We start from the raw sequence: 20,079 nt of genomic DNA, 5'->3' as shown, positions 1-20,079 counted from the left end.
AATTTGTTTTTTAAAACATATGTAAGATAAAATCCCCCACAAATGGAATGGGGGATTTTAATTATTACTTAGCTTTAATAGTTGCTTTACTTGATGGGGCACTTTCATTATGTAAACGATCTACAGCTGTCACTACATACGTATATGTCTCGCCAGAAACAGCGGTTTTATCTACATAAATTTCCCCAGGTTTTGTTTTTCGTACAGTAGTAAGTAAATTCTCAGGTTTTTCAACATCAACTCCATTCTTTCCGTTTACTCGGTAAATGGCATAATAGACAGAGTCGTTGTTTCTATCATCAATAATGCCTAAAGCGATACCTTCATTTCTTCGAATAGCCCCTTTTAAAGTGGGTTGTTTAGGTGGATTGTGATCTAGCCAAGGCATTGGTGGGATTAATGCAGGGTGTTTATAAATGTCATTTTTTAGTCGGTCTTTTATCCCTAATGGATTTTTATTTATATCTTTTAAACTAAAGTGCATGCTACCTTTTATTTGTGAATTTTGATGATTTAGCGCAATTTGTCTTGGGTATTCTTCAGGGTCTGACCATGCAGGTACTGAGTTATTATTAATTTTATATGCTGCTTGCCCGATATATAGGTGAATAGGTTTGTTTACAGTTTCTTTTACCCACCAATTTAATAATATGTCATATGCTGCAGGTGCAAATCCGATATTCCAATAAATTTGTGGTGTAATATAGTCGATATATCCTTTTTGAATCCATTCTCGTGTGTCAGCATATAGATCATCATAATTTCTTTGTCCAGCAGTTGTATTAGAACCGGTTGGATCGTCAGCTATATTCCGCCATACACCAAATGGACTAATTCCAAATTTGATATACGGTTTTTCTTGTTTAATAGCGGTATTTAAACCACTAACAAGTTGGTTGACATTATCGCGACGCCAGTCTTCAATGTTAGAGAATTTTCCATTATTGTAAGCTTCATAGGTATTCTGGTCTGGAAATTTCTCCCCGACTATCTTATAAGGGTAAAAATAATCATCCATGTGAACGGCATCAATGTCGTAATTTTGTATAACTTCTAATATTCCGTCAGTTATAAAATTTTTCACTTCTGGAATACCAGGATTATAGTATAGTTTTCCTCCATAGGATACAATCCAATCGGGATGTTGTTTTGCGGGATGATTTTCTGCTAGTCGGTTTATATCTGTATGGTTCATCGTAATTCTGTACGGATTAAACCATGCGTGAAATTCAAGGTTTCTTTTATGGGCTTCTGCAACCATAAATGCAAGTGGATCATAGCCAGGGTCTTTACCTTGTACGCCTGTAAGATATTCGGACCAAGGACCATATTGGGAGGGATAAAAAGCGTCGGCGGTTGGCTTAATTTGCACAACAACTGCATTCATACCTACATTTTTTACATCATCTAGTAGTTTGATAAACTCTTGTTTCTGTTTTTCGATAGGTAGACCAGCTTTTGAAGGCCAATCAATATTGAGCACAGATGCGATCCATGCGGCGCGTAATTCATGTTTTTGATACGTAGTGGGTACTTCAGCTTGTGTGGGGCTAGAGGTTATGGACAGGAAGGGAATAATCAAGATGACGCTACAACAACTCATTAATAATCTTCTAAAAATCATCGTACGCCTCCTTACATATTCTATTATCGAGACTACTATATCACGTGAATATAAGATTCACAATTGAGAAAGTAGGATACTGAAACTTTTATTTTATATAAAAAATATTTTTTCTGAAATTTCATTTCATCAGAACTAATTTGTCTACATTCTTCATATGATTTTTAATAACGTGAAACTTCCTTTCAGTGGTGGTTTGACAGTCCTTGAAAAAGGATGGAAATTACTTAAAGCATATAGGAGGATTATGAAATGAAAGTTCTGTTTGTATGTTCTGGAGGAATGTCTAGTTCAATTGTTGTAAACGCTTTAAAAAAAGAAGCCGAGAGGAAAGGAATCAGTATGGACGTGCATGCAATTGGTACGAGTGAAGTGGAAGGAGAGGTGAAAAATGGCTGGGACGTTGTAATGGTTGCTCCGCAAGTAAGACATAGATTTGATGCAGTGAAAAAAATAGCAGATGAGCAGTCTGTTCCTTGTGGTGTGATTCCACCGCAGGCTTATACACCACTTGGTGGTCCGACGTTATTAAAAACAGTGCAAGAACTTATTCATTAGGAGGGAGAGTAGTATGAATAAGTTTATCTCGTTTCTTGAGAATAACTTATCTAGCCCAATGGCGAGGCTTTCTGAACAAAGGCATTTACAAGCAATTCGTGATGGTGTAATTTCAGCATTACCGTTTATTATTGTAGGAAGTTTCTTTCTAATAGTAGCGTTTCCGCCTCTTCCAAAGGATAGTTTTATTTCACTATGGGCAGCCAAGCATCAGACGAGTATTTTAATACCGTATCGGTTAACGATGTTTATTATGTCGCTTTATATCGCTTTTGGTATTGGATATAATTTAGCGAAAAGTTACAAATTAGATGCATTATCAGGAGCGCAGCTTGCAGTTTGTTCCTTGCTCCTGACATTGACACCTGAATTAATCGATAAGAAAGGGTTTATGCTCCCAATGACAAACCTTGGGGGACATGGGTTATTTGTTACAATGATTGTTTCCATTTTATCGGTTGAGATTTTAAGATTCTGTAAGACGAAAAATGTGATGATTAAGATGCCAGAGCAAGTACCACCGTCTGTATCTCGTTCTTTTGAAGCACTTATACCTGCTGCTTTTGTTATTATTATTATGAGTATTATTACTGTTGTTTTTAGCATTGATTTACACCATTTAGTTGATAAGCTAGCTGCACCATTAGTAAAAGCTGGTGATAGTTATTTTGGAGTTATTCTACCTGTGTTTCTAATTACATTCTTCTGGTCATTTGGTATACATGGTGTTTCTGTTGTTGGGACAGTTGCCCGTCCTTTATGGGAAGTTTATCTTGGTAAAAACTCTGCTGCAGTTGCAGATGGAGCAAGTGGTATACCATTTATTGCACCGGAACCATTATATCAATGGTTTATATGGATTGGCGGTTCCGGAGCTACGTTAGGGCTTGTATTAGCCATGATTGTCTTCGGTAGATCAAAATATTCTAAAGCGCTATCAAGAACGTGTATTGTACCTGGGATTTTTAATATTAATGAGCCAGTTATATTTGGACTTCCGATTGTATTAAACCCGATCTTAATTATTCCTTTTATTATTACGCCGCTTGTGACTGCAACCATTGCTTATATCGCAACTGCAATGGGACTTGTAACTGCGACTTATATTATGCCGCCGTGGACATTGCCAGCTCCAATTGGTGCATATTTAGCGACGGGTGGGGACTGGAGAGCTGTTGTATTAGTCTTCATTAATATAGCAATCTCATTCCTTATTTATCTGCCATTCTTTAAAATGTACGATAAAAATATGATTGAAATCGAAAAAAGCGGTGATGACGAACAAGATTCTGTGAATGTGTAAGAATGAGAAATGTGAAGAAATCATACAGACATGTATTTGAGTGATAGGCAACGAGTCTATCACTTCTTTCATGATTAAAGGTGAAACGAATTCATTTTATCAATAGAAGAAGGTGAAATGAAATGGGGATAAAATTCAGCTATAAAGGTGTGTTTTTGCTACTATTTGTAGTGATCTGTTCAAACCTTCTGTTTACGCCTCTATTAAGAATGTTAGATGTATCACAAATGTATAGTATATGGATTGTGACGAGTATTTCGGCAAGTATAATGCTAACAATTGTTATATCTTTTATAGATGGTACGTATTCATCAAAAGTACAAATAATTGTTAGATTTGTATCTTTTCTAGTTGGTTGTACGTTTCTTACCTATATGATTGTCTTTTAAAGAAATGAAGGAGTGATACTATGTATATTGTTGGCTTAATGTCTGGTACTTCTTTAGATGGCATAGATGCTGCCCTTGTCCATATTGAGGGAGATGGTAAGGATACAAAAGTGGAACTCATTCATTTTATTACAGCACCGTTTTCAAGAGAAATAAAAAGTGAAATTAAGCAAGCACTGTCCATAGAAACTTCTAATGTAAAACTTATATGTAGTTTAAATTTTAAACTCGGACAATGTTTTGCCGATGCAGTGAAAATAGTTTGTAAACAATCTAATTTTCCAATAGAACAATTAGAATTAATTGGCTCACATGGTCAAACAGTTTATCATCATCCTGTTCAAGAGGGGAAGATGGTTCCATCAACACTACAAATCGGAGAACCTGCAGTTATAGCCTATGAAACAGGAACAACAGTCATTTCAAATTTTCGAACGATGGATATGGCGGTTGGTGGTCAAGGAGCTCCGCTTGTTCCATATTCAGAACTCATTTTATATAGAGACCAAAATAAAAATCGAGTACTCCAAAATATTGGCGGGATAGGGAATGTAACCGTCATTCCAAGCCGAGTAGCTAAACAAGAAGCGATTGCCTTTGATACGGGGCCAGGAAATATGGTGATAGATGAAGTGTGTCAGCTATTATTTCAGCAGTCTTTTGATAAAAATGGGGACATAGCAAAACAGGGAAATGTGATAAATGAAATGCTTTCCTATTGTATGAAACATCCGTTTTTAGAAATTTCACCACCCAAATCAACAGGAAGAGAACAGTTTGGAAAAGAGTTTACAGATGAATTGTTAAAACGATTTAATGGGCACAGTAAGGAGGACATTATAGCTACTGTAACAATGTTTACAGCAAGCTCGATTGTTTATCATTATCAACGATTTATTTTTCCTTATTATCATATCGATGAAGTTATTCTTGGCGGAGGTGGAAGTTATAACAAAACACTTGTAGAAATGATAAAAGAAAGTTTGAAAGAGGAATCTTGTAAGGTATTGAGACAAGAAGAACTTGGATATTCATCGGAAGCAAAAGAAGCAATAGCTTTTGCTGTGTTAGCAAATGAAACATATCATCGTAATCCAAGTAATGTACCAAGTGCTACAGGGGCAAGACATTCTGTCGTTTTAGGTAATGTAACATTCCCTCCAATTGTGAGGTAAGAAAAAGAGGGTGGAAAGATGAAGTATATGATCGGTGTAGACGGTGGCGGGACAAAAACAGAAGCGATTGCATTTGATCAGAATGGTAGAGAAATAGCAAAAAGTATGAACCGTTTCGGAAATGTTTTACTAGATTATGAGAAAGCTGTATCGCATATTATGGAGGCAATTAATCAATGTCAACAAAGCTTATCTAAAGAGAACTGCGTTTGTATTTGTTTAGGGCTGGCAGGTGTGAAAAGTATAGATATGAATGTGTTAAAAGAGCGTTTAAAAACGAAATATCAAACAAATATTGAAATTTATGATGATGCAGTAATTGCGCATGCGGCTTTATTAGGAGGAAACGATGGTATTTTAACAATAGCAGGAACAGGTGCTATCTGCTTAGGGAAAAAAGGAGAAAAATATAAGTATAGCGGAGGATGGGGCCATATATTAGGAGATGAAGGAAGTGGGTATTGGATTGCTTTGCAAGCGTTAAAAAAGATGACAATCCAGTACGATAAAGGTGCTCAATTTTGCAATCTTAGCACAGCAATACAAAATGAAGTTCCTATCCATACACCATTTGATATAAAACAACTTGTATATTCCTCACAGAAAGATCAGGTTGCTGCGATTGCTCCTCTTGTAATAGAAGAAGCAAGGAAAGGTAATGATGATGCGCTCAAAATTATATTAAAAGCTAGTGAAGAATTAGCCAAAATTACAGTTGATGTGTATAAAAAAATGTCATTTGAAGTACCAATTTCAATTGCGGTGAAAGGTGGAATTTTATGCTCTGCACCAGAAATATATGCTGAATTCAAGAGGTGTTGCAAAAAGTATATGAATGAAATAAATTTTATTCAAAATGAAATCTCATCAGCAAAAGGAGCTTATTTTTTAGCTGCAAAAAAATCTACGTTATTTTAAACATAGTTTTCAATATAGCAGTCTCGTTTTAAAAATGAATATTTGGTATTATTTACAAAGTTAGGTGTTATATGGATTTCGGGATTAAAATATGGATTTTTTTATTTAGAATGTTATTTCCGATTTTCTTGCTTGTCGTATGTATAAATATTATAGCCAGTATAGGAACCGATAAGGTTCCATTGCATAAACCGCAAGTTATAATACTTGTAAGTTTGTTTATAGCTTGGTCAATAGGATATATTTTACAATATATTAAATCTGTACGTCTTATTGCATGGAAATTGATAGGGATTACAACGGTAGCAAGTTTCATATTTTATTGTATCGCTTACTTCTATGCCACTTATGCTTGAAGATTGTATTGAAAATAGTAAATAGAAAGCGAATGATTATATGATTCATATCAACCAGTTTCTGTATGTAATAGGTGCTTATATGGTTGGAAATGTATTAACAGCATATATGATTATAAAATGGAAATATAGGATAGATATTCGAGAAGCTGGTAGTGGGAACCCTGGTGCACGGAATATGGGGCGTTTATATGGAAAAGAATATTTTATTGCTACATTTTTGGGAGATGCGCTAAAAGGGGCAATTGTTGTTTATATAGCGAGAATCTTATTTGGGGAGTCTATATTTCCATTACTCTCGTTACTAGCAGTTATTGTAGGTCATATATATCCAATTTCCTTTAAATATAAAGGTGGAAAGGGAATTTCGACATTTATTGGCGGACTGCTTGTGTTCAACTATTTAATAGTGCTTACTCTGATGTTTGTATTTATTTTGTTTTATTTCATTTTTAAGAGTTTCACAAAGGCTGGTTTAATTACAATCGCTTGCTTACCACTTTGTATGATTGCATACTCCTATTCTATGGTAGCAATTGTATTAAGTGTTTGCATGATTCTATTGATTTTGTACGCACATAGAAAATAAAGGAGAGTAAAACATGGGGTTAATGTATAAAATTGCTAATCAAACTTGGGAGTTTGAAAGTATTCATAAATTAAATTATAAAACATTTGTAGAAGAAATTCCGCAGCATGAACAAACAGAAGAGCGCAAACGTATAGATTTGTTTCATGAAGAAAATACGTATTTAATATGTTTAGATGGTCGAAGATTAGTAGGAATGGTTGCGGTAAGGGGGACACGGCCATTCTCCTTAGATAATAAAATACTTCATTTAGATAAGTGGTTACCAGAACGTGGTGATCGTGTATATGAAATCCGTTTATTAGCTGTAGAGCAAGAATATCGAAGCGGAAGAGCTTTACTCGGATTGATTCGATTTTTACATCGCTATTTGCTTCTAAATGGGTATGATTTAGCGCTCATTTCAGCAACAACACGTGAACTTGCACTTTATGAACAAATAGGTTTTCGTCCTTTTTATACATTAGTTGGGACAGAGCAAGCAGCATTCCAGCCGATGTATATCACCCCAAAAATGTTTGAACAATCTAGTATTATAAATGTAGTAAAAAAAGAATATACATTTTTACCAGGACCTGTCGATATTAGTGAAAATGTCCAGCAAGCATTTGCTTCTAATCCAATTTCGCATCGTTCCAATCAATTTAAAGCTGCGATGGAAAATGTGAAAAAACGACTATTGCAAATGACAAAAGCCAAGCATGTGCAAATCATGCTTGGGACAGGTACATTAGCAAATGATTCCATTGTTTTACAGCTGAAGTTATTAAAGGGGCATGGATTAATTTTAACAAATGGTGAGTTCGGGAATCGTTTAATCAAGCAGGCAAATCGAGTAAACTTATCATTTGATACATATGAACGAGAAATGGGAAAACCATTTATATACAATGAAATAGAGGAGTTAGTGAAACATCAAGAGTATGAATGGATATGGTTTGTTCATCATGAAACGTCCACCGGCATGTTAAATGATTTAGAAGCGTTAATTGGAATTAGTAAAAGGTACGGCATTAAATTATGTGTAGATTGTATTAGTTCTATTGGAGCAATCCAATTCTCTCTAGAAGATGTGTATTTTGCCAGCGGAGTTAGCGGAAAAGCGATTGGAGCATACACGGGATTATCTTTTGTATTTTACAATCATATTGTGAATGCAAATGAAACGTTACCTACCTACATGGACATCGGGATGTACGCGGAAAACGGGAGTGTACCGTATTCACAATCTTGGAATTTAATATATGCATTACAAGAAGCGCTAAAGAAATTTGAAGATGAAGCCGAGTATAAGAATATATATCAAACATATGCTTTTCTTGAAGAAGCTGTTACCAATATGGGATTACAACTTGTATCTCCAAAAGAGCATGCGTCATCTATCATTCTTACAATTGCATTAGATAAAGAACTTTCTTCTAAGGAAATAGGCGATTCATTAGCCTTACAAGGATTTATTATTCATTATAAATCATCCTATTTACAACAAAATAACTGGATTCAAATTGCTTGCTTAAATCAGTATAAAGAACGTGAAATGAAAAGGATGCTTGATTGCTTACGAATGTATGTAGAACAACTTCATGTATAGTTAACAGAGAAGACGGTTATGAAAACCGTCTTTCTTATTTTTTGCACTATGCATGTGCCGTCCCAAATAAGGATTCCATTTTCACTTTTCCCTTTTTTCGAATTTCTGCATTTGTATGTACCATGATATATTTATGTGCCCAAGCAATTGCAATAACGTCATCTAACAAGCCGATTCCAATAATAGCTGCTAAATCTGGGATGAAATCGATTGACCATACATAATAGGACAGCGCAGCTAATATAATTATCTTGGCTTTAGCAGGCAATCCGGTCTTTTTTAAGGTGTAATATAAAATAATGCTCTCATACACACCGGACTTACCTAACTTGGTTGCACCTTTTTTTAGTTTTTTCCATAGTTTCTGCTTCTCCATACAATCACTCCTTATTTGATTTTTTCGTTCATATTGTAAATGTATAGTTAACATTATGTAAAAACACGTGAAAATATAGATTTTTTAAAAGGATAGACAAATAATCGACAAAATAACCCTTTTTATCGTTTTTTCTTAATGTTCATTTTCATAAGAATAAAAAAAAGATAGGAGGAGAAAACATGTGGCTTTTGTTTGATGTAATAGCAGATATTATCTTGTTTTATCCGAGGACTGACGCGAAGTTAAAACATTATATTGCGAGGCTAAGTGAACAAGAATGGTTTCGAGATGTATATGAAGATACTAGGTATACAGGGCTCATTTGGAATAATCGAAAAATCAAGAAGCTTATTTTGGCGCCTGCTAATATGAAATTGCTAACAACATCAAAAGAGAAACAGGAAGAACTAATCCAGTTGATTCATAGCGAGTACGAAAAAAGGAGATAAGAATTATCTTATTTTTCATATTTAGTGAAACAAATGGTACAATGAGAGCTTAATGTGAAAAATAAGGAAAAGAAGTGATCTGTTTGAAAAACTTTTTAGAATTAGGAATTAGTGAAACGTTTAATCATACACTACGTGAAAATGGGATTGCTGAAGCAACGCCAATTCAAGAGCAAGCAATTCCTGTTGTTATGGCTGGAAAAGATATAATTGGACAAGCAAAAACTGGTACAGGTAAGACACTTGCATTCGTCTTGCCAATTTTAGAAAAAATTGATCCTGAATCAAGTGAGGTACAAGCTTTAATTGTTGCGCCGACTAGAGAATTAGCACTGCAAATTACAACTGAAATTGAAAAGATGCTTGTTCATAAAGAAGATATCAATGTTCTTGCGATATATGGTGGTCAAGATGTTGCACAGCAAATGAGAAAGTTAAAAGGAAATACACATATTGTTGTAGCAACACCAGGACGTTTATTAGACCATTTACGCCGTGAGACGATTGTATTATCCAATGTTTCTATGCTTGTGTTAGATGAAGCAGATCAAATGCTTCATTTCGGCTTTTTATACGATATAGAGGACATCTTAGAAGAAACACCGGAGAGTAAACAAACGATGTTGTTTTCAGCGACGATGCCAAAAGATATTAAAAAGCTCGCAAAGCGTTATATGAAAGAACCTGAAATGATTCGAATTCAAAGTGAAGAAGTAACGGTGAATAACATTAAGCAACGTGTGATTGAAACGACAGACCGTGCAAAGCAAGATGCACTGCGCTATGTAATGGATCGTGATCAACCGTTTTTAGCAGTTATTTTTTGCCGTACAAAGCGGAGAGCAAGTAAGTTATATGATGATTTGAAAGGGTACGGCTATAATTGTGATGAACTACATGGTGATTTATCTCAAGGAAAACGCGAACGAGTGATGAAGAGCTTCCGTGATGCAAAAATTCAATATTTAATCGCAACAGATGTAGCAGCTCGTGGATTGGATGTAGAAGGTGTAACGCATGTATTTAACTATGACATTCCAGAAGATGTAGAGAGTTATATTCATCGAATTGGACGAACTGGACGTGCTGGTGGATCAGGTCTTGCGATTACATTTGTTGCACCAAAAGATGAAATGTATTTAAAAGAGATTGAAAAGGGCATTGGTACAACACTACAAAGACAAGTGATCGAACAACCTGTTAAACAAAAAAATGAAGCGAATGAAAAAAAACAAAAGAAGCCAATGAAAAAAACAATGAAAACAGGCCAATATCGATCAAAAGATAACCAAGGGAGATCGAAGAATACAAAGCAACAATCATTGCATAAACCAAGTAAAAAGAAAAATAGTACAAAGCAAGGGCAACAAAGACGAGGTCGTTAATATAGAGTAAGTGTTAAGTATAAAAGTCGTTTTCTTTTAAAGAAGGAAACGACTTTTTTATTTTGTGTTTAGAAGGTGTATAGATGCAAAAAGTCTTTTTTCGATTAATAAAGTGGAAGGATAATTTAATTGGGGTGTTGTATAGAATAGGTAATAGCTTGCGAAAGGAACAGGATTAAATTAAACTTGCATGAAACTTTTTTACAGGATACACATATATTTATATTAGACCGACAGTCGGTCTAGGGGAAAGGAGTTCTTTATGAGGACCGTCAAAGAATATGAGGAACGAAGAAATGAAATATTAGATACAGCCGAGATTTTGTTTACTTCTAAAGGGTATATGAAAACAACTGTAAATGATATTTTACGAGAAATTGGTATTGCAAAAGGAACATTTTATCATTACTTCAAGTCAAAGGAGGAAGTGATGGACGCTATTATCATGAGGATTGTAACTGCGGATGTAGCGGCAGCAAGAAAGATTGCTTCAAATCCCAAGATTCCAGTAGTTGATAAATTGTTTCAAATTTTAATGGTGCAAGCACCAAAAGCTGGTGGGAATAAAGAAAAAATGATTGAGCAATTCCACAAGCCAAATAATGCAGAAATGCATCAAAAAAGTTTAGTGCAAGCTATTTTGCATTTAACACCTGTTTTAACAGAGGTAATTGAGCAAGGGATTGATGAGAAGATTTTTGTGACTGCGTACCCAAGGGAAACAATAGAATTTTTAATTGCTTCTGCACAAGTTATATTTGATGAAGGATTGTTTCAATGGCAGCCTCATGAAGTAATACAAAGAGCAAAGGCTTTTATCAATATGATGGAAACGACTCTTGGTGCTCGAAAAGAAACTTTTAATTATATGCTAGACATTCTGAACAGACAGTCTTAGCATAATTTTTTTGAAATTTATTAGACCGACTGTCGGTCTAATGTTCTGCTGAAAGGTGTGTATACGATGAAAAACAATGCGAGTATAAAATCTTTCCCTAAAGATTTTACCCTTATGGTAATCGGGCAAATTGTATCAATATTAGGCGCTACTCTTTTACGTTTTGCTTTATCGCTCTATGTGCTGGATATAACGGAACGTGCAGATGTTTTTGCTACCTTATATGCCATATCGAGCATACCTCTTTTGTTGTCACCTCTTGGCGGGGCTATTGCTGATAGATTTAACAGGCGTAATTTGATGGTAATCTATGATTTGATAAGTAGTGCCGTTATATTGTGTTTTATTTGTGCGTTATCGATTGGAAACGTTTCTGTAATACTTATTGGTGTTGTTATGATTTTGCTAGCGTTTATTAGTTCGATGTATTCTCCCGTTGTTATGGCGAGCATTCCGCTGCTCGTTGCGGAAAAGAAATTGGAACAAGCCAATGGTATTGTGAATGGGGTGCAAGCATTGTCGAGTGTAGCAGCTCCTGTTTTGGGCGGGGTATTGTATAGTGTTATAGGTTTAAAAATCCTTGTCATAATAAGCTGTATTGCCTTTTTCTTGTCAGCTATATTAGAGATGTTTATCCAAATTCCATTTGTAAAAAGGAAGCAGTATGGTCATATTGTACCGACAATTATAAAAGATATGAAAGACGGGTTTACTTATGTTGTCAGAGCACCTTATATTTTGAAATCTATGATCCTTGCAGCAGTGCTTAACTTAATTCTTACACCACTTTTTGTTGTTGGAGGCCCCATTATTTTACGGGTAACGATGCAGAGTAGTGATACACTGTATGGCATTGGGATGGGACTGATAGATTTTGCTACAATTTTAGGAGCTTTGTCTATTGGCTTCTTTGCGAAAAAGATGAAAATGAACACAATATATCAGTGGCTACTTATGATTGCTTTACTCATTGTACCGATGGCTGTCTCCGTTATGCCTATTATGCTAAGACTTGGAAACTATTCGTCTTTTATTCTTTTTATTTTATTTGCGATCCTGATAGTAATGGTAATGACGATTATTTCTATCTTTGTCATTACAGTTGTGCAAAAGAAAACGTCAAACGAAAATTTAGGGAAAGTCCTGGCAATTATTACAGCAGTTGCGCAATGTATGGCACCTATAGGGCAGGTTATATATGGATTCATGTTTGAAACCTTTAGTATAAAAGTTTACGTACCTATATTATTTGTAAGTCTCATAATGATAGTAATAGCAATCGTAGCAAAGAGAATATTAAAAAATGAAGGAGAGAGTGGTGTGATATGATTGGAAGAATGCTCAAAAGAGATTTTTTACGAAATAAAGTTATAACTATAACCTTATTTGCTTTTATGATGTTATCAGCTCTATTAATTTCCAGTGCTGCTACGATTATCATAAATTTATTTAGTTCAATGGATAAGCTCTTTACAAACTCTCATGCACCTCACTTTGTACAATTGCATACTGGAGAATTGGATCAAAGATCTATTGATCATTTTGTTTTGAACAATAACCTTGTTAAAAAGCAGCAAACAGTTGAAATGATTCGTATTAATGGTTCTAATATTTTTCTTCATGATAGACAATATGCTGAAAATGATAGTGTGATGGATATTAGTTTTGTAAAGCAAAATCCTTCTTTTGATTATTTACTAAACTTAGAAAATCGAGTGATTGAAGTTGAGCAAGGTGAAGTAGGTGTGCCAATCTACTATATGCAACACAATAATTTAAAGATTGGAGATAAGATTTGGATAGCAGACGGTGATTTTGAAATGGAATTTAAGATAGCTGCATTTGTCCGAGATGTTCAGATGAATCCTTCTATTGTTAGCTCAAAACGATTTGTCATTCATGATGCTGATTGGAAGAAATTAAAGAGTAACCTCGGAGAAAGGGAGTATCTTATAGAGTTTCAATTAAAGGATTTAGATAGAGTTAATGAATTTCAAAATATGTATCAATCATCTCAATTACCCCAACAAGGAACCGCAATCACTTATTCCCTCTATAAGACATTAAACGCTTTGAGTGACGGCATCTTAGCTGTTGTTATTATTTTTATAAGCTTTTTGCTGATTACTATAGCCATCCTTTGCATTAGATTTACTTTGATTACCACAATGGAAGAAGATTACCGTGAAATTGGTATCATGAAAGCAATTGGTATTTCTAATAAGGATATTCAAAAGCTATACTTGATAAAATATATTGTTATGACAGCAATTGCTAGTATTTTTGGATATATCCTTTCATTATTTGCTAGTGAGATATTTCTAACTAATATCGCGTTATATATGGGTTCTACTGAACAAAATATTTTATATTTTGTTTTACCGTTCATGAGTACGATATTGATGTTTATAACTGTTGTTATATTCTGTAAGCTAATTTTACGGAAGTTTAGATATGTGACCTCCATAGAGGCTATACACGCAGGGTATTCATCAAATCGTGTACGCAACAGAAGAACGTTTGCACTATACAAAAGTCGATTCCCTTATGTGAATTTATATCTTGGTATGAAAGACGTATTTGAAAGGTTTAAGATATATGGCTTATTATGTTTGGTTTTTATAATTTCCACTTTTATCATTATTGTTCCGATAAATTTTCTGCAGACAGTCCAATCTCCTAAATTTATCACATATATGGGAGCAGGAAAGAGTGATATGAGGATAGATTTACAACAATCTGAGCAAATAGGACAAAGGTTTAGCGAAGTGATCTCCTACATTGAAAGAGATAATGATGTAGAAAAATACGCTGCATTTGTAACCAGCTCGTTTAAAGTAATGAATCATGCTGGAGTTTACGAAAGTATGAATGTTGAAACCGGCAATTTTACGGTATTTCCTTTGAAGTATTTAAAAGGTTCAACACCGCAAGATGAAAATGAAATCGCACTTTCTCAGATGAATGCGTATGAACTAAAAAAGAATGTTGGAGATGTATTGATACTCATTGTAAATGGAAAGAAGATGGAATTAACTGTATGCGGTATATATCAGGATGTAACGAATGGTGGTAAAACAGCTAAGGCACATGTACCGTACGATTCTGATCGTATTTTATGGCATGTTTTGAATTTGGATATGAAATCTAACGTTGATAAAAAAGTTAAGATGGAAGAATACAAACAGGCCTTTTATCCTGCGAAAGTGACGGATATGGAAGAGTATTTGTCACAGACATTGGGAGGAACCATCGATCAGTTGAAACTAGTTACAGGATTAGCGATTGTAATAGCCATAGCTATCGTCGTCTTGATTGCAGCCATGTTTTTTAAGATGCTGATTGCAAAAGATTCTTCACAAATCATTATTATGAAGAGTCTTGGATTTTCTTACCGAAATATTCAGGTGCAATATATTACTAGAGCGATTTTGATTTCACTAATTGGCATTGTATTAGGAACATTTATAGCGGGTACGTTTGGAGAAAAACTTGTTAGTGGATTTGGTTCGTTCATGGGTGCCTCAAATATCCAGTTTGTTATTAATCCTGTCATTTCTTATATTTTCTGTCCATTATCGCTTGTGATAGCTGTAACGATGACAACATTTATAAGTAGTATGACAATGAAAAATACAGGCGATTTAAAAAGAATGGGAGACTGAGAGGTGAATGGAATGAAAAGCATTTTACAAGTGAGTCATTTAAATAAAGTGTATTCATTGGGAAAAACAGATAAACAACATGTGCTTAAAGATATTAATCTAGAAATCAAAGAGGGGGAATTTATATCTGTTATGGGGCCATCTGGCTCTGGAAAATCAACATTGCTTTATACGATTAGCGGTATGGATAAAATGACTTCAGGAAGTGTGGTATTTAAGAATAGAGAAATCTCTAGTTTATCTGAAGAAGAATTATCAAAACTGCGTCTTCATAAAATGGGCTTTATTTTTCAGCAAAGTAACCTGCTTAAAAATCTAAATATTTTTGATAATGTTATTTTATCTGCCTATCTAGCAAAAAATGAAAGTCGAAAAAAGATAAATAAACGGGCGAGTGAATTGATGAGAAAGACAGGAATATCAGAGTTATCAAATCATGATATCACACAGGTATCAGGGGGACAGCTACAAAGGGTATCTATTTGCCGTGCACTAATCAACAATCCAGATATTGTTTTTGGTGATGAGCCAACGGGTGCTTTAAATTCAAAGGCGACTCATGAAATAATGGATATTTTAGCTGACATCAACCGTTCTGGAACTACGATTATGTTAGTAACCCATGATGCAAAGGTGGCTGCTAAGACGGAACGAGTACTTTTTATGATGGATGGGAGTATCGCTGCTGAAAAGTATCTTGGCAAGTATAAAAAAGAAAAAACTGACATCAAAATACGTGAAGAAAAGTTGCTAACCTGGCTTGGATACATGGGGTTTTAACAATAAAAATGGGAAGGTATGTATTTGAACAAAAAGAAGGAATTAAATTAGTTGACAATTCTATACTTTTCAAAGAGAATACAAGAAAGGGAATGTACGTTCGTTTCGCTAACGAGCAATTTCATATGTATCTATATAAAAGGAGGATACTTCTAATTGAAGAATTCAAAACAAAAAATTACTACTTTTTTAATGTTTGACGGTAATGCCGAGGAAGCAATGAATTTATATACTTCCTTATTTGAGCAGTCAGAAATTATAGCTATTTCTCGTTATGATGTAAATGGACCAGGCAAAGAAGGAACTGTCAGGCATGCTGCATTCACATTAAATGGGCAACAGTTTATGTGTATCGATAGTAATATGAAGCATGACTTTACATTTACTCCTTCAATGTCGCTATATGTAAATTGTGATACAGAAGAGGAGATTGATGAAGTTTTTCATAAGTTAGCAGAAGAAGGAGAAGTTCTAATGCCGCTAGCAGCTCATCCATTCAGCAAAAAATTCGGTTGGGTTAATGATAAATATGGTGTTTCTTGGCAGTTATCTCTTTCTGCAGAGTAGGTCTTCTTTTGTAAATAAAAACGTATCCTCAGTATAATGAGAGATACGTTTTTTATTTTTTTAGGATGTTGCTTATCAATCGATTTGTACGTTCTACTTGTCATTTTGGTTAATCTCTTGACCCGTTACATTTTCGATTGATAAGTGTTGCACAAAAAGATTTAGTGAAGAAGATTGTAAGAATCGAATGGATATGAAGTAGTATAAAATTTGAATTTTATTTGAAAAGGAGAACAATATAGCTAAGAAAATCCGTTTAATACGAACAATGGTAATTGAATACGTTCCGGATCCAAAACATTATGAGGAAGGCATGACAATTGAGGAAATGGCAAAATTTGATGCTGAAAGTGATGATTTAGAATCCATTTTTACAGAATTAGAGTCCGATGTGGTTAAGTGGGAGATTATTGATAGCGAAAAAGCTTAGGGATCCATGAATAACAAAAAACTGAACAAAAGCGTTATTTTATTATAGTAAAATAGGTGACTCAGCAATTGTGCCAGCCGAGTCACCCAGTACTATCGATCCAAATAATGTTCTTTTTCTATATGTAGTTATATTGATTTCCTAATGGCTAGCTCCAAAACTTCAGTTAAAGAACAAAGAAAATTATTTTAGAGAGTATTAGATTTTATTATGTTAATGCTACAACAGCAAGAGTTAAGCCTAATGTATTTAATGGATTAGAATATGGTCCTACATTAACAGTAAGAGTACTTGTTATACCTGGAGGTGTAGTAAAAATTGCGGGTGCTGATACAGAAGTGAATCCTGCAGTATATCCTAGAGAAGTACCTGAGCCAATGATTGCATTATTATTAAGATACATAGTGATACCTGCAGAATTACCTCCTGATTGAATAATAACTTGCACTTCATAGATTGCCAAATAGGTTCTTCCACCTTCAAGTAAAACAGTTGTTGGTGGTGTGAATGAGATTGCCGTACCATTAGAATTTACCACGGTATCTAGTGGAATCGCAGAATTTACAGAAACTATTGTTGGGATAGTTTAAACAACATTTAAACTATTAGCCGTGGGGGATGGACAAGAGCAAGGTTTGTGAATTTTAGAATTGTTATCATTTTGGTAATTCACAAATAATCAAACTCCTTTGTGTAAGTTGATTTTTTATCCCATATAAAACGTAGCTTTTTTGTGTATCTATGTTATTTTTAATAAGTTTGTAAAGATTAGCCGAATAGTATTGGTCAGTCAACTCTTAAAAGTATTTGATACTCTAGGGATTTCAAAGTACATCCAATAAATATATATGAATGTTTTTTCAAGGACATTACTGTAAGTTAGGAAACGTAATAAAATAGTTATTTGAATAAGAAAGTGTTTATGTAAGAAAGAGCGTGCAACAGTTCACGCTCCTTCAAGAGGAGATTCGGTGCCTTTAGAATCATTTCTCTCTCCATACACTCTACGAATGTTTGTGGAAAGTGTGCAAGAAATTGATTTAGAAGAAGTGTTTTCTATATATGCAAGAAATTAATACAAAAACGCTATTTTATAAAAAAATCAAGTCAGAAATAAATATCTAACTTGATTTGAAATTAAAAATATAAACCTTTGCCCACTGGCTGAACAGTTTCTAGCACAGTATCAACCATTTCTTCATTAATTAGGGTTCTTATAATCCAAGCTGAGAGGTCTTGTGCAGCAAAGCAACCTGCAGCAGTCGAAATATTGCCTTCGTTTACGAAACTTTGTTCAATAACGTCTACATCAAATTCTTCAAGTTGTTCTACTACGGATGGATATGTAGTTGCTTTTTTGCCAGTTAACAATTTTTTAGCTCCTAGTAGTAGTGAACCAGAACACATAGAGCCTATTAATTGTCTTTGAGGATCTACATGGATGTTATTAAGATATTTTTGATTTTTATATAAATCTTGTACACCCTTACCACTTGCAAATATTACAGCGTCAGCAGAAGGGATATCGGGTATGCTTCCTGTCATGGGTATACGTAAACCAGACATGGATACATGAGTTTTTTCTGTTCCTAATAGTTGGACCTCCCAATCAGAAATACCACCAACTAGACGTACACGATTTAATAAATCCCATGGTAAAAAAACATCTATATCAGTGAAGTTATCGAAACAGACTATTGCAATTTTCATTCTCTAACCCTCCGTAATCGAAATGTTGAAAACATTCAAATTATAACACTTTCAAGTATATTTAGTGAGGTTTAAGTTTTTTACTAACTATAGTAGATAGGAAAAAGTGTATTGGATTGTAGAGAAACACCACAAAAATTTCATTTTAAACAAAAGAGCAGCTAGCAAAAGCTAACTGCTTAACGACTCCAAGGGGGTTGGAGAAAGATTATTGTATCTACATTATTGACGGAATATTCCTTAAACAAACATAAGGATATATTTTTAATAGTTATATTTTAAAACGCGTTTAATTTAAGGTTGATTCCAAAAAAGAGAAATATTAACAAAGTACCAAGTTATTAAAAGAGCGGTTCCTATGAGAATTCCTATGAGAACACCTATAAAAATCTTTGTCTATATATTCTTCATCAATAGACCTCCTTTATGAAGAATATTAACATTTATCGGAAATTTGAACAAAATAATCCTTTGTGCGACACGTTTCCCTATAAGTGTATAAACAAGAAATGGGAGGGTTATCAAACTTGATAACAACAACTGATTGACTGAAAGTAGGAATGAAAGCCGTCAGGTTGAGCTGAAACTATTTATCTAATACTCCTACATGCAAGGCGTGATAGTAGTTACAAATTGTATGAAGCTAGGTGAAGTCGACTGAACAAAACCTAAGTGAGAAATCATATGGTAATGGATAGGTCGGGATGCTACAAAATATCTATGGTGAGAATGTCCTAAATAACGGACTGGCGAACTTGCGAATGTACGGGTCTAAATTATTAATACACAAGAAATGTGTATGTCGTCAATGACGATGTTATCTACCGAAAAGTAAGATTAAAGGATATGAAATTCGGAACATCTAACGATGAGGGTGTAAAGATAACAGGCTTACAGTAAGCGCCTAAGGATATATGTACAGCTAAGTCAAATCGGAACGTGGTAAGCAAGAAACTGTCACCAACGCCTACTAGCGGACAGATGCATATAAGGTTCTAACGAACCGAAATTGCTTCATTCTTGTGAAGGTGGGGATACAGTACCGACGAAGCATGTAACGAATGTGGAGGGATAGTCCCTAGTCTTGTTCTTTGAAAACTAAATCAACTGGATGTAACTCACAGGGTCGAGTAAGATAATGTGACTTTTCGTAAGAAAAGGGAATGAATACGTTGGTGAGTACAACATTGTTTGTAATCTAGTTGCTTTAGTATAAAAGGATAAGATGGGGCGCTGTATGCGATGAAAGTCGCACGTACAGTGCTAAGCGGGGGAAAAGATGGAGATAACTTCAAAGTCTTACCTATCGCAAC

17 protein-coding genes and 1 pseudogene are annotated in these 20,079 nt (G+C 34.5%); 14 read left to right on the top strand and 4 right to left on the bottom strand.

Annotation, left to right across the window (positions count from 1 at the left end):
• Positions 1–64: 64 nt before the first annotated feature.
• Positions 65–1,624, bottom strand: coding sequence for a glycoside hydrolase family 10-like protein (locus tag KFD70_RS21840; protein ID WP_336453892.1), 1,560 nt, complete (start codon positions 1,622–1,624; stop codon positions 65–67).
• Between the two features lie 252 nt (positions 1,625–1,876).
• Here KFD70_RS21840 and KFD70_RS21835 point away from each other — a divergent pair, with 252 nt between their 5' ends.
• The 7 genes from KFD70_RS21835 to KFD70_RS21805 all read left to right on the top strand — a co-directional run bounded on the left by KFD70_RS21835 (position 1,877) and on the right by KFD70_RS21805 (position 8,503).
• Positions 1,877–2,182, top strand: a complete 306-nt coding sequence (locus KFD70_RS21835) for a PTS sugar transporter subunit IIB (RefSeq protein WP_336453893.1) — start codon at positions 1,877–1,879, stop codon at positions 2,180–2,182.
• A gap of 13 nt (positions 2,183–2,195) precedes the next feature.
• Complete coding sequence (locus KFD70_RS21830) at positions 2,196–3,485, top strand: PTS sugar transporter subunit IIC (protein ID WP_336453894.1); 1,290 nt, start codon at positions 2,196–2,198, stop codon at positions 3,483–3,485.
• A gap of 122 nt (positions 3,486–3,607) precedes the next feature.
• Positions 3,608–3,874: a hypothetical protein gene (locus KFD70_RS21825; RefSeq protein WP_336453895.1), complete on the top strand. Its 267-nt coding sequence runs from the start codon at positions 3,608–3,610 to the stop codon at positions 3,872–3,874.
• A gap of 20 nt (positions 3,875–3,894) precedes the next feature.
• Complete coding sequence (anmK, locus tag KFD70_RS21820) at positions 3,895–5,049, top strand: anhydro-N-acetylmuramic acid kinase AnmK (RefSeq protein WP_336453896.1); 1,155 nt, start codon at positions 3,895–3,897, stop codon at positions 5,047–5,049.
• Between the two features lie 18 nt (positions 5,050–5,067).
• Entirely contained in the window at positions 5,068–5,967 is a 900-nt protein-coding gene (locus KFD70_RS21815) for a BadF/BadG/BcrA/BcrD ATPase family protein (protein WP_336453897.1), read from the top strand.
• A gap of 396 nt (positions 5,968–6,363) precedes the next feature.
• Positions 6,364–6,912, top strand: a complete 549-nt coding sequence (gene plsY, locus KFD70_RS21810) for a glycerol-3-phosphate 1-O-acyltransferase PlsY (RefSeq protein ID WP_336453898.1) — start codon at positions 6,364–6,366, stop codon at positions 6,910–6,912.
• Between the two features lie 13 nt (positions 6,913–6,925).
• On the top strand, positions 6,926–8,503 hold the full coding sequence (locus tag KFD70_RS21805) for an aminotransferase class V-fold PLP-dependent enzyme (protein WP_431613342.1): 1,578 nt from the start codon (positions 6,926–6,928) through the stop codon (positions 8,501–8,503).
• 46 nt (positions 8,504–8,549) lie between these two features.
• Here the strand turns inward: KFD70_RS21805 and KFD70_RS21800 are convergent, their stop codons facing one another.
• Entirely contained in the window at positions 8,550–8,879 is a 330-nt protein-coding gene (locus tag KFD70_RS21800) for a YkvA family protein (RefSeq protein ID WP_336453900.1), read from the bottom strand.
• Positions 8,880–9,061: 182 nt separating this feature from the next.
• Between KFD70_RS21800 and KFD70_RS21795 the strand changes: the two genes are divergently transcribed.
• The 7 genes from KFD70_RS21795 to KFD70_RS21765 all read left to right on the top strand — a co-directional run bounded on the left by KFD70_RS21795 (position 9,062) and on the right by KFD70_RS21765 (position 16,626).
• Positions 9,062–9,331, top strand: coding sequence for a hypothetical protein (locus KFD70_RS21795; RefSeq protein WP_336453901.1), 270 nt, complete (start codon positions 9,062–9,064; stop codon positions 9,329–9,331).
• Between the two features lie 74 nt (positions 9,332–9,405).
• Positions 9,406–10,716, top strand: coding sequence for a DEAD/DEAH box helicase (locus tag KFD70_RS21790; RefSeq protein ID WP_336453902.1), 1,311 nt, complete (start codon positions 9,406–9,408; stop codon positions 10,714–10,716).
• Between the two features lie 262 nt (positions 10,717–10,978).
• Positions 10,979–11,614 (top strand): TetR/AcrR family transcriptional regulator, encoded by a 636-nt coding sequence (locus tag KFD70_RS21785; RefSeq protein ID WP_336453903.1) that lies wholly within the window; start codon positions 10,979–10,981, stop codon positions 11,612–11,614.
• Between the two features lie 66 nt (positions 11,615–11,680).
• Positions 11,681–12,943 carry an MFS transporter gene (locus KFD70_RS21780; protein ID WP_431613341.1) on the top strand — a complete coding sequence of 421 codons (1,263 nt, stop codon included), beginning with the start codon at positions 11,681–11,683 and terminating at the stop codon, positions 12,941–12,943.
• Positions 12,940–15,279 carry an ABC transporter permease gene (locus KFD70_RS21775; protein ID WP_336453905.1) on the top strand — a complete coding sequence of 780 codons (2,340 nt, stop codon included), beginning with the start codon at positions 12,940–12,942 and terminating at the stop codon, positions 15,277–15,279. The genes KFD70_RS21780 and KFD70_RS21775 overlap by 4 nt, the downstream gene beginning before the upstream one ends.
• 12 nt (positions 15,280–15,291) lie before the next feature.
• Entirely contained in the window at positions 15,292–16,059 is a 768-nt protein-coding gene (locus KFD70_RS21770) for an ABC transporter ATP-binding protein (protein ID WP_336453909.1), read from the top strand.
• Positions 16,060–16,215: 156 nt separating this feature from the next.
• The gene (locus tag KFD70_RS21765; RefSeq protein ID WP_336453906.1) at positions 16,216–16,626 is read left to right on the top strand and encodes a VOC family protein; all 411 of its coding nucleotides are present in this window, start codon (positions 16,216–16,218) and stop codon (positions 16,624–16,626) included.
• 638 nt (positions 16,627–17,264) lie between these two features.
• Here the strand turns inward: KFD70_RS21765 and KFD70_RS21760 are convergent.
• Together KFD70_RS21760 and KFD70_RS21755 are read right to left on the bottom strand one after the other, a co-directional pair.
• Positions 17,265–17,729, bottom strand: a pseudogene (locus KFD70_RS21760) (hypothetical protein).
• A 464-nt stretch (positions 17,730–18,193) separates the two neighbouring features.
• A complete protein-coding gene (locus tag KFD70_RS21755) occupies positions 18,194–18,766 on the bottom strand; it encodes a DJ-1/PfpI family protein (protein WP_431613340.1) in 573 nt (190 codons plus the stop codon).
• Between the last annotated feature and the right edge of the window lie 1,313 nt (positions 18,767–20,079).

Source organism: Bacillus pfraonensis (assembly GCF_050768835.1).
Taxonomy (GTDB): Bacteria; Bacillota; Bacilli; order Bacillales; family Bacillaceae_G; genus Bacillus_A; species Bacillus_A pfraonensis.
This window is presented reverse-complemented; position numbering and strand designations above follow the sequence as displayed.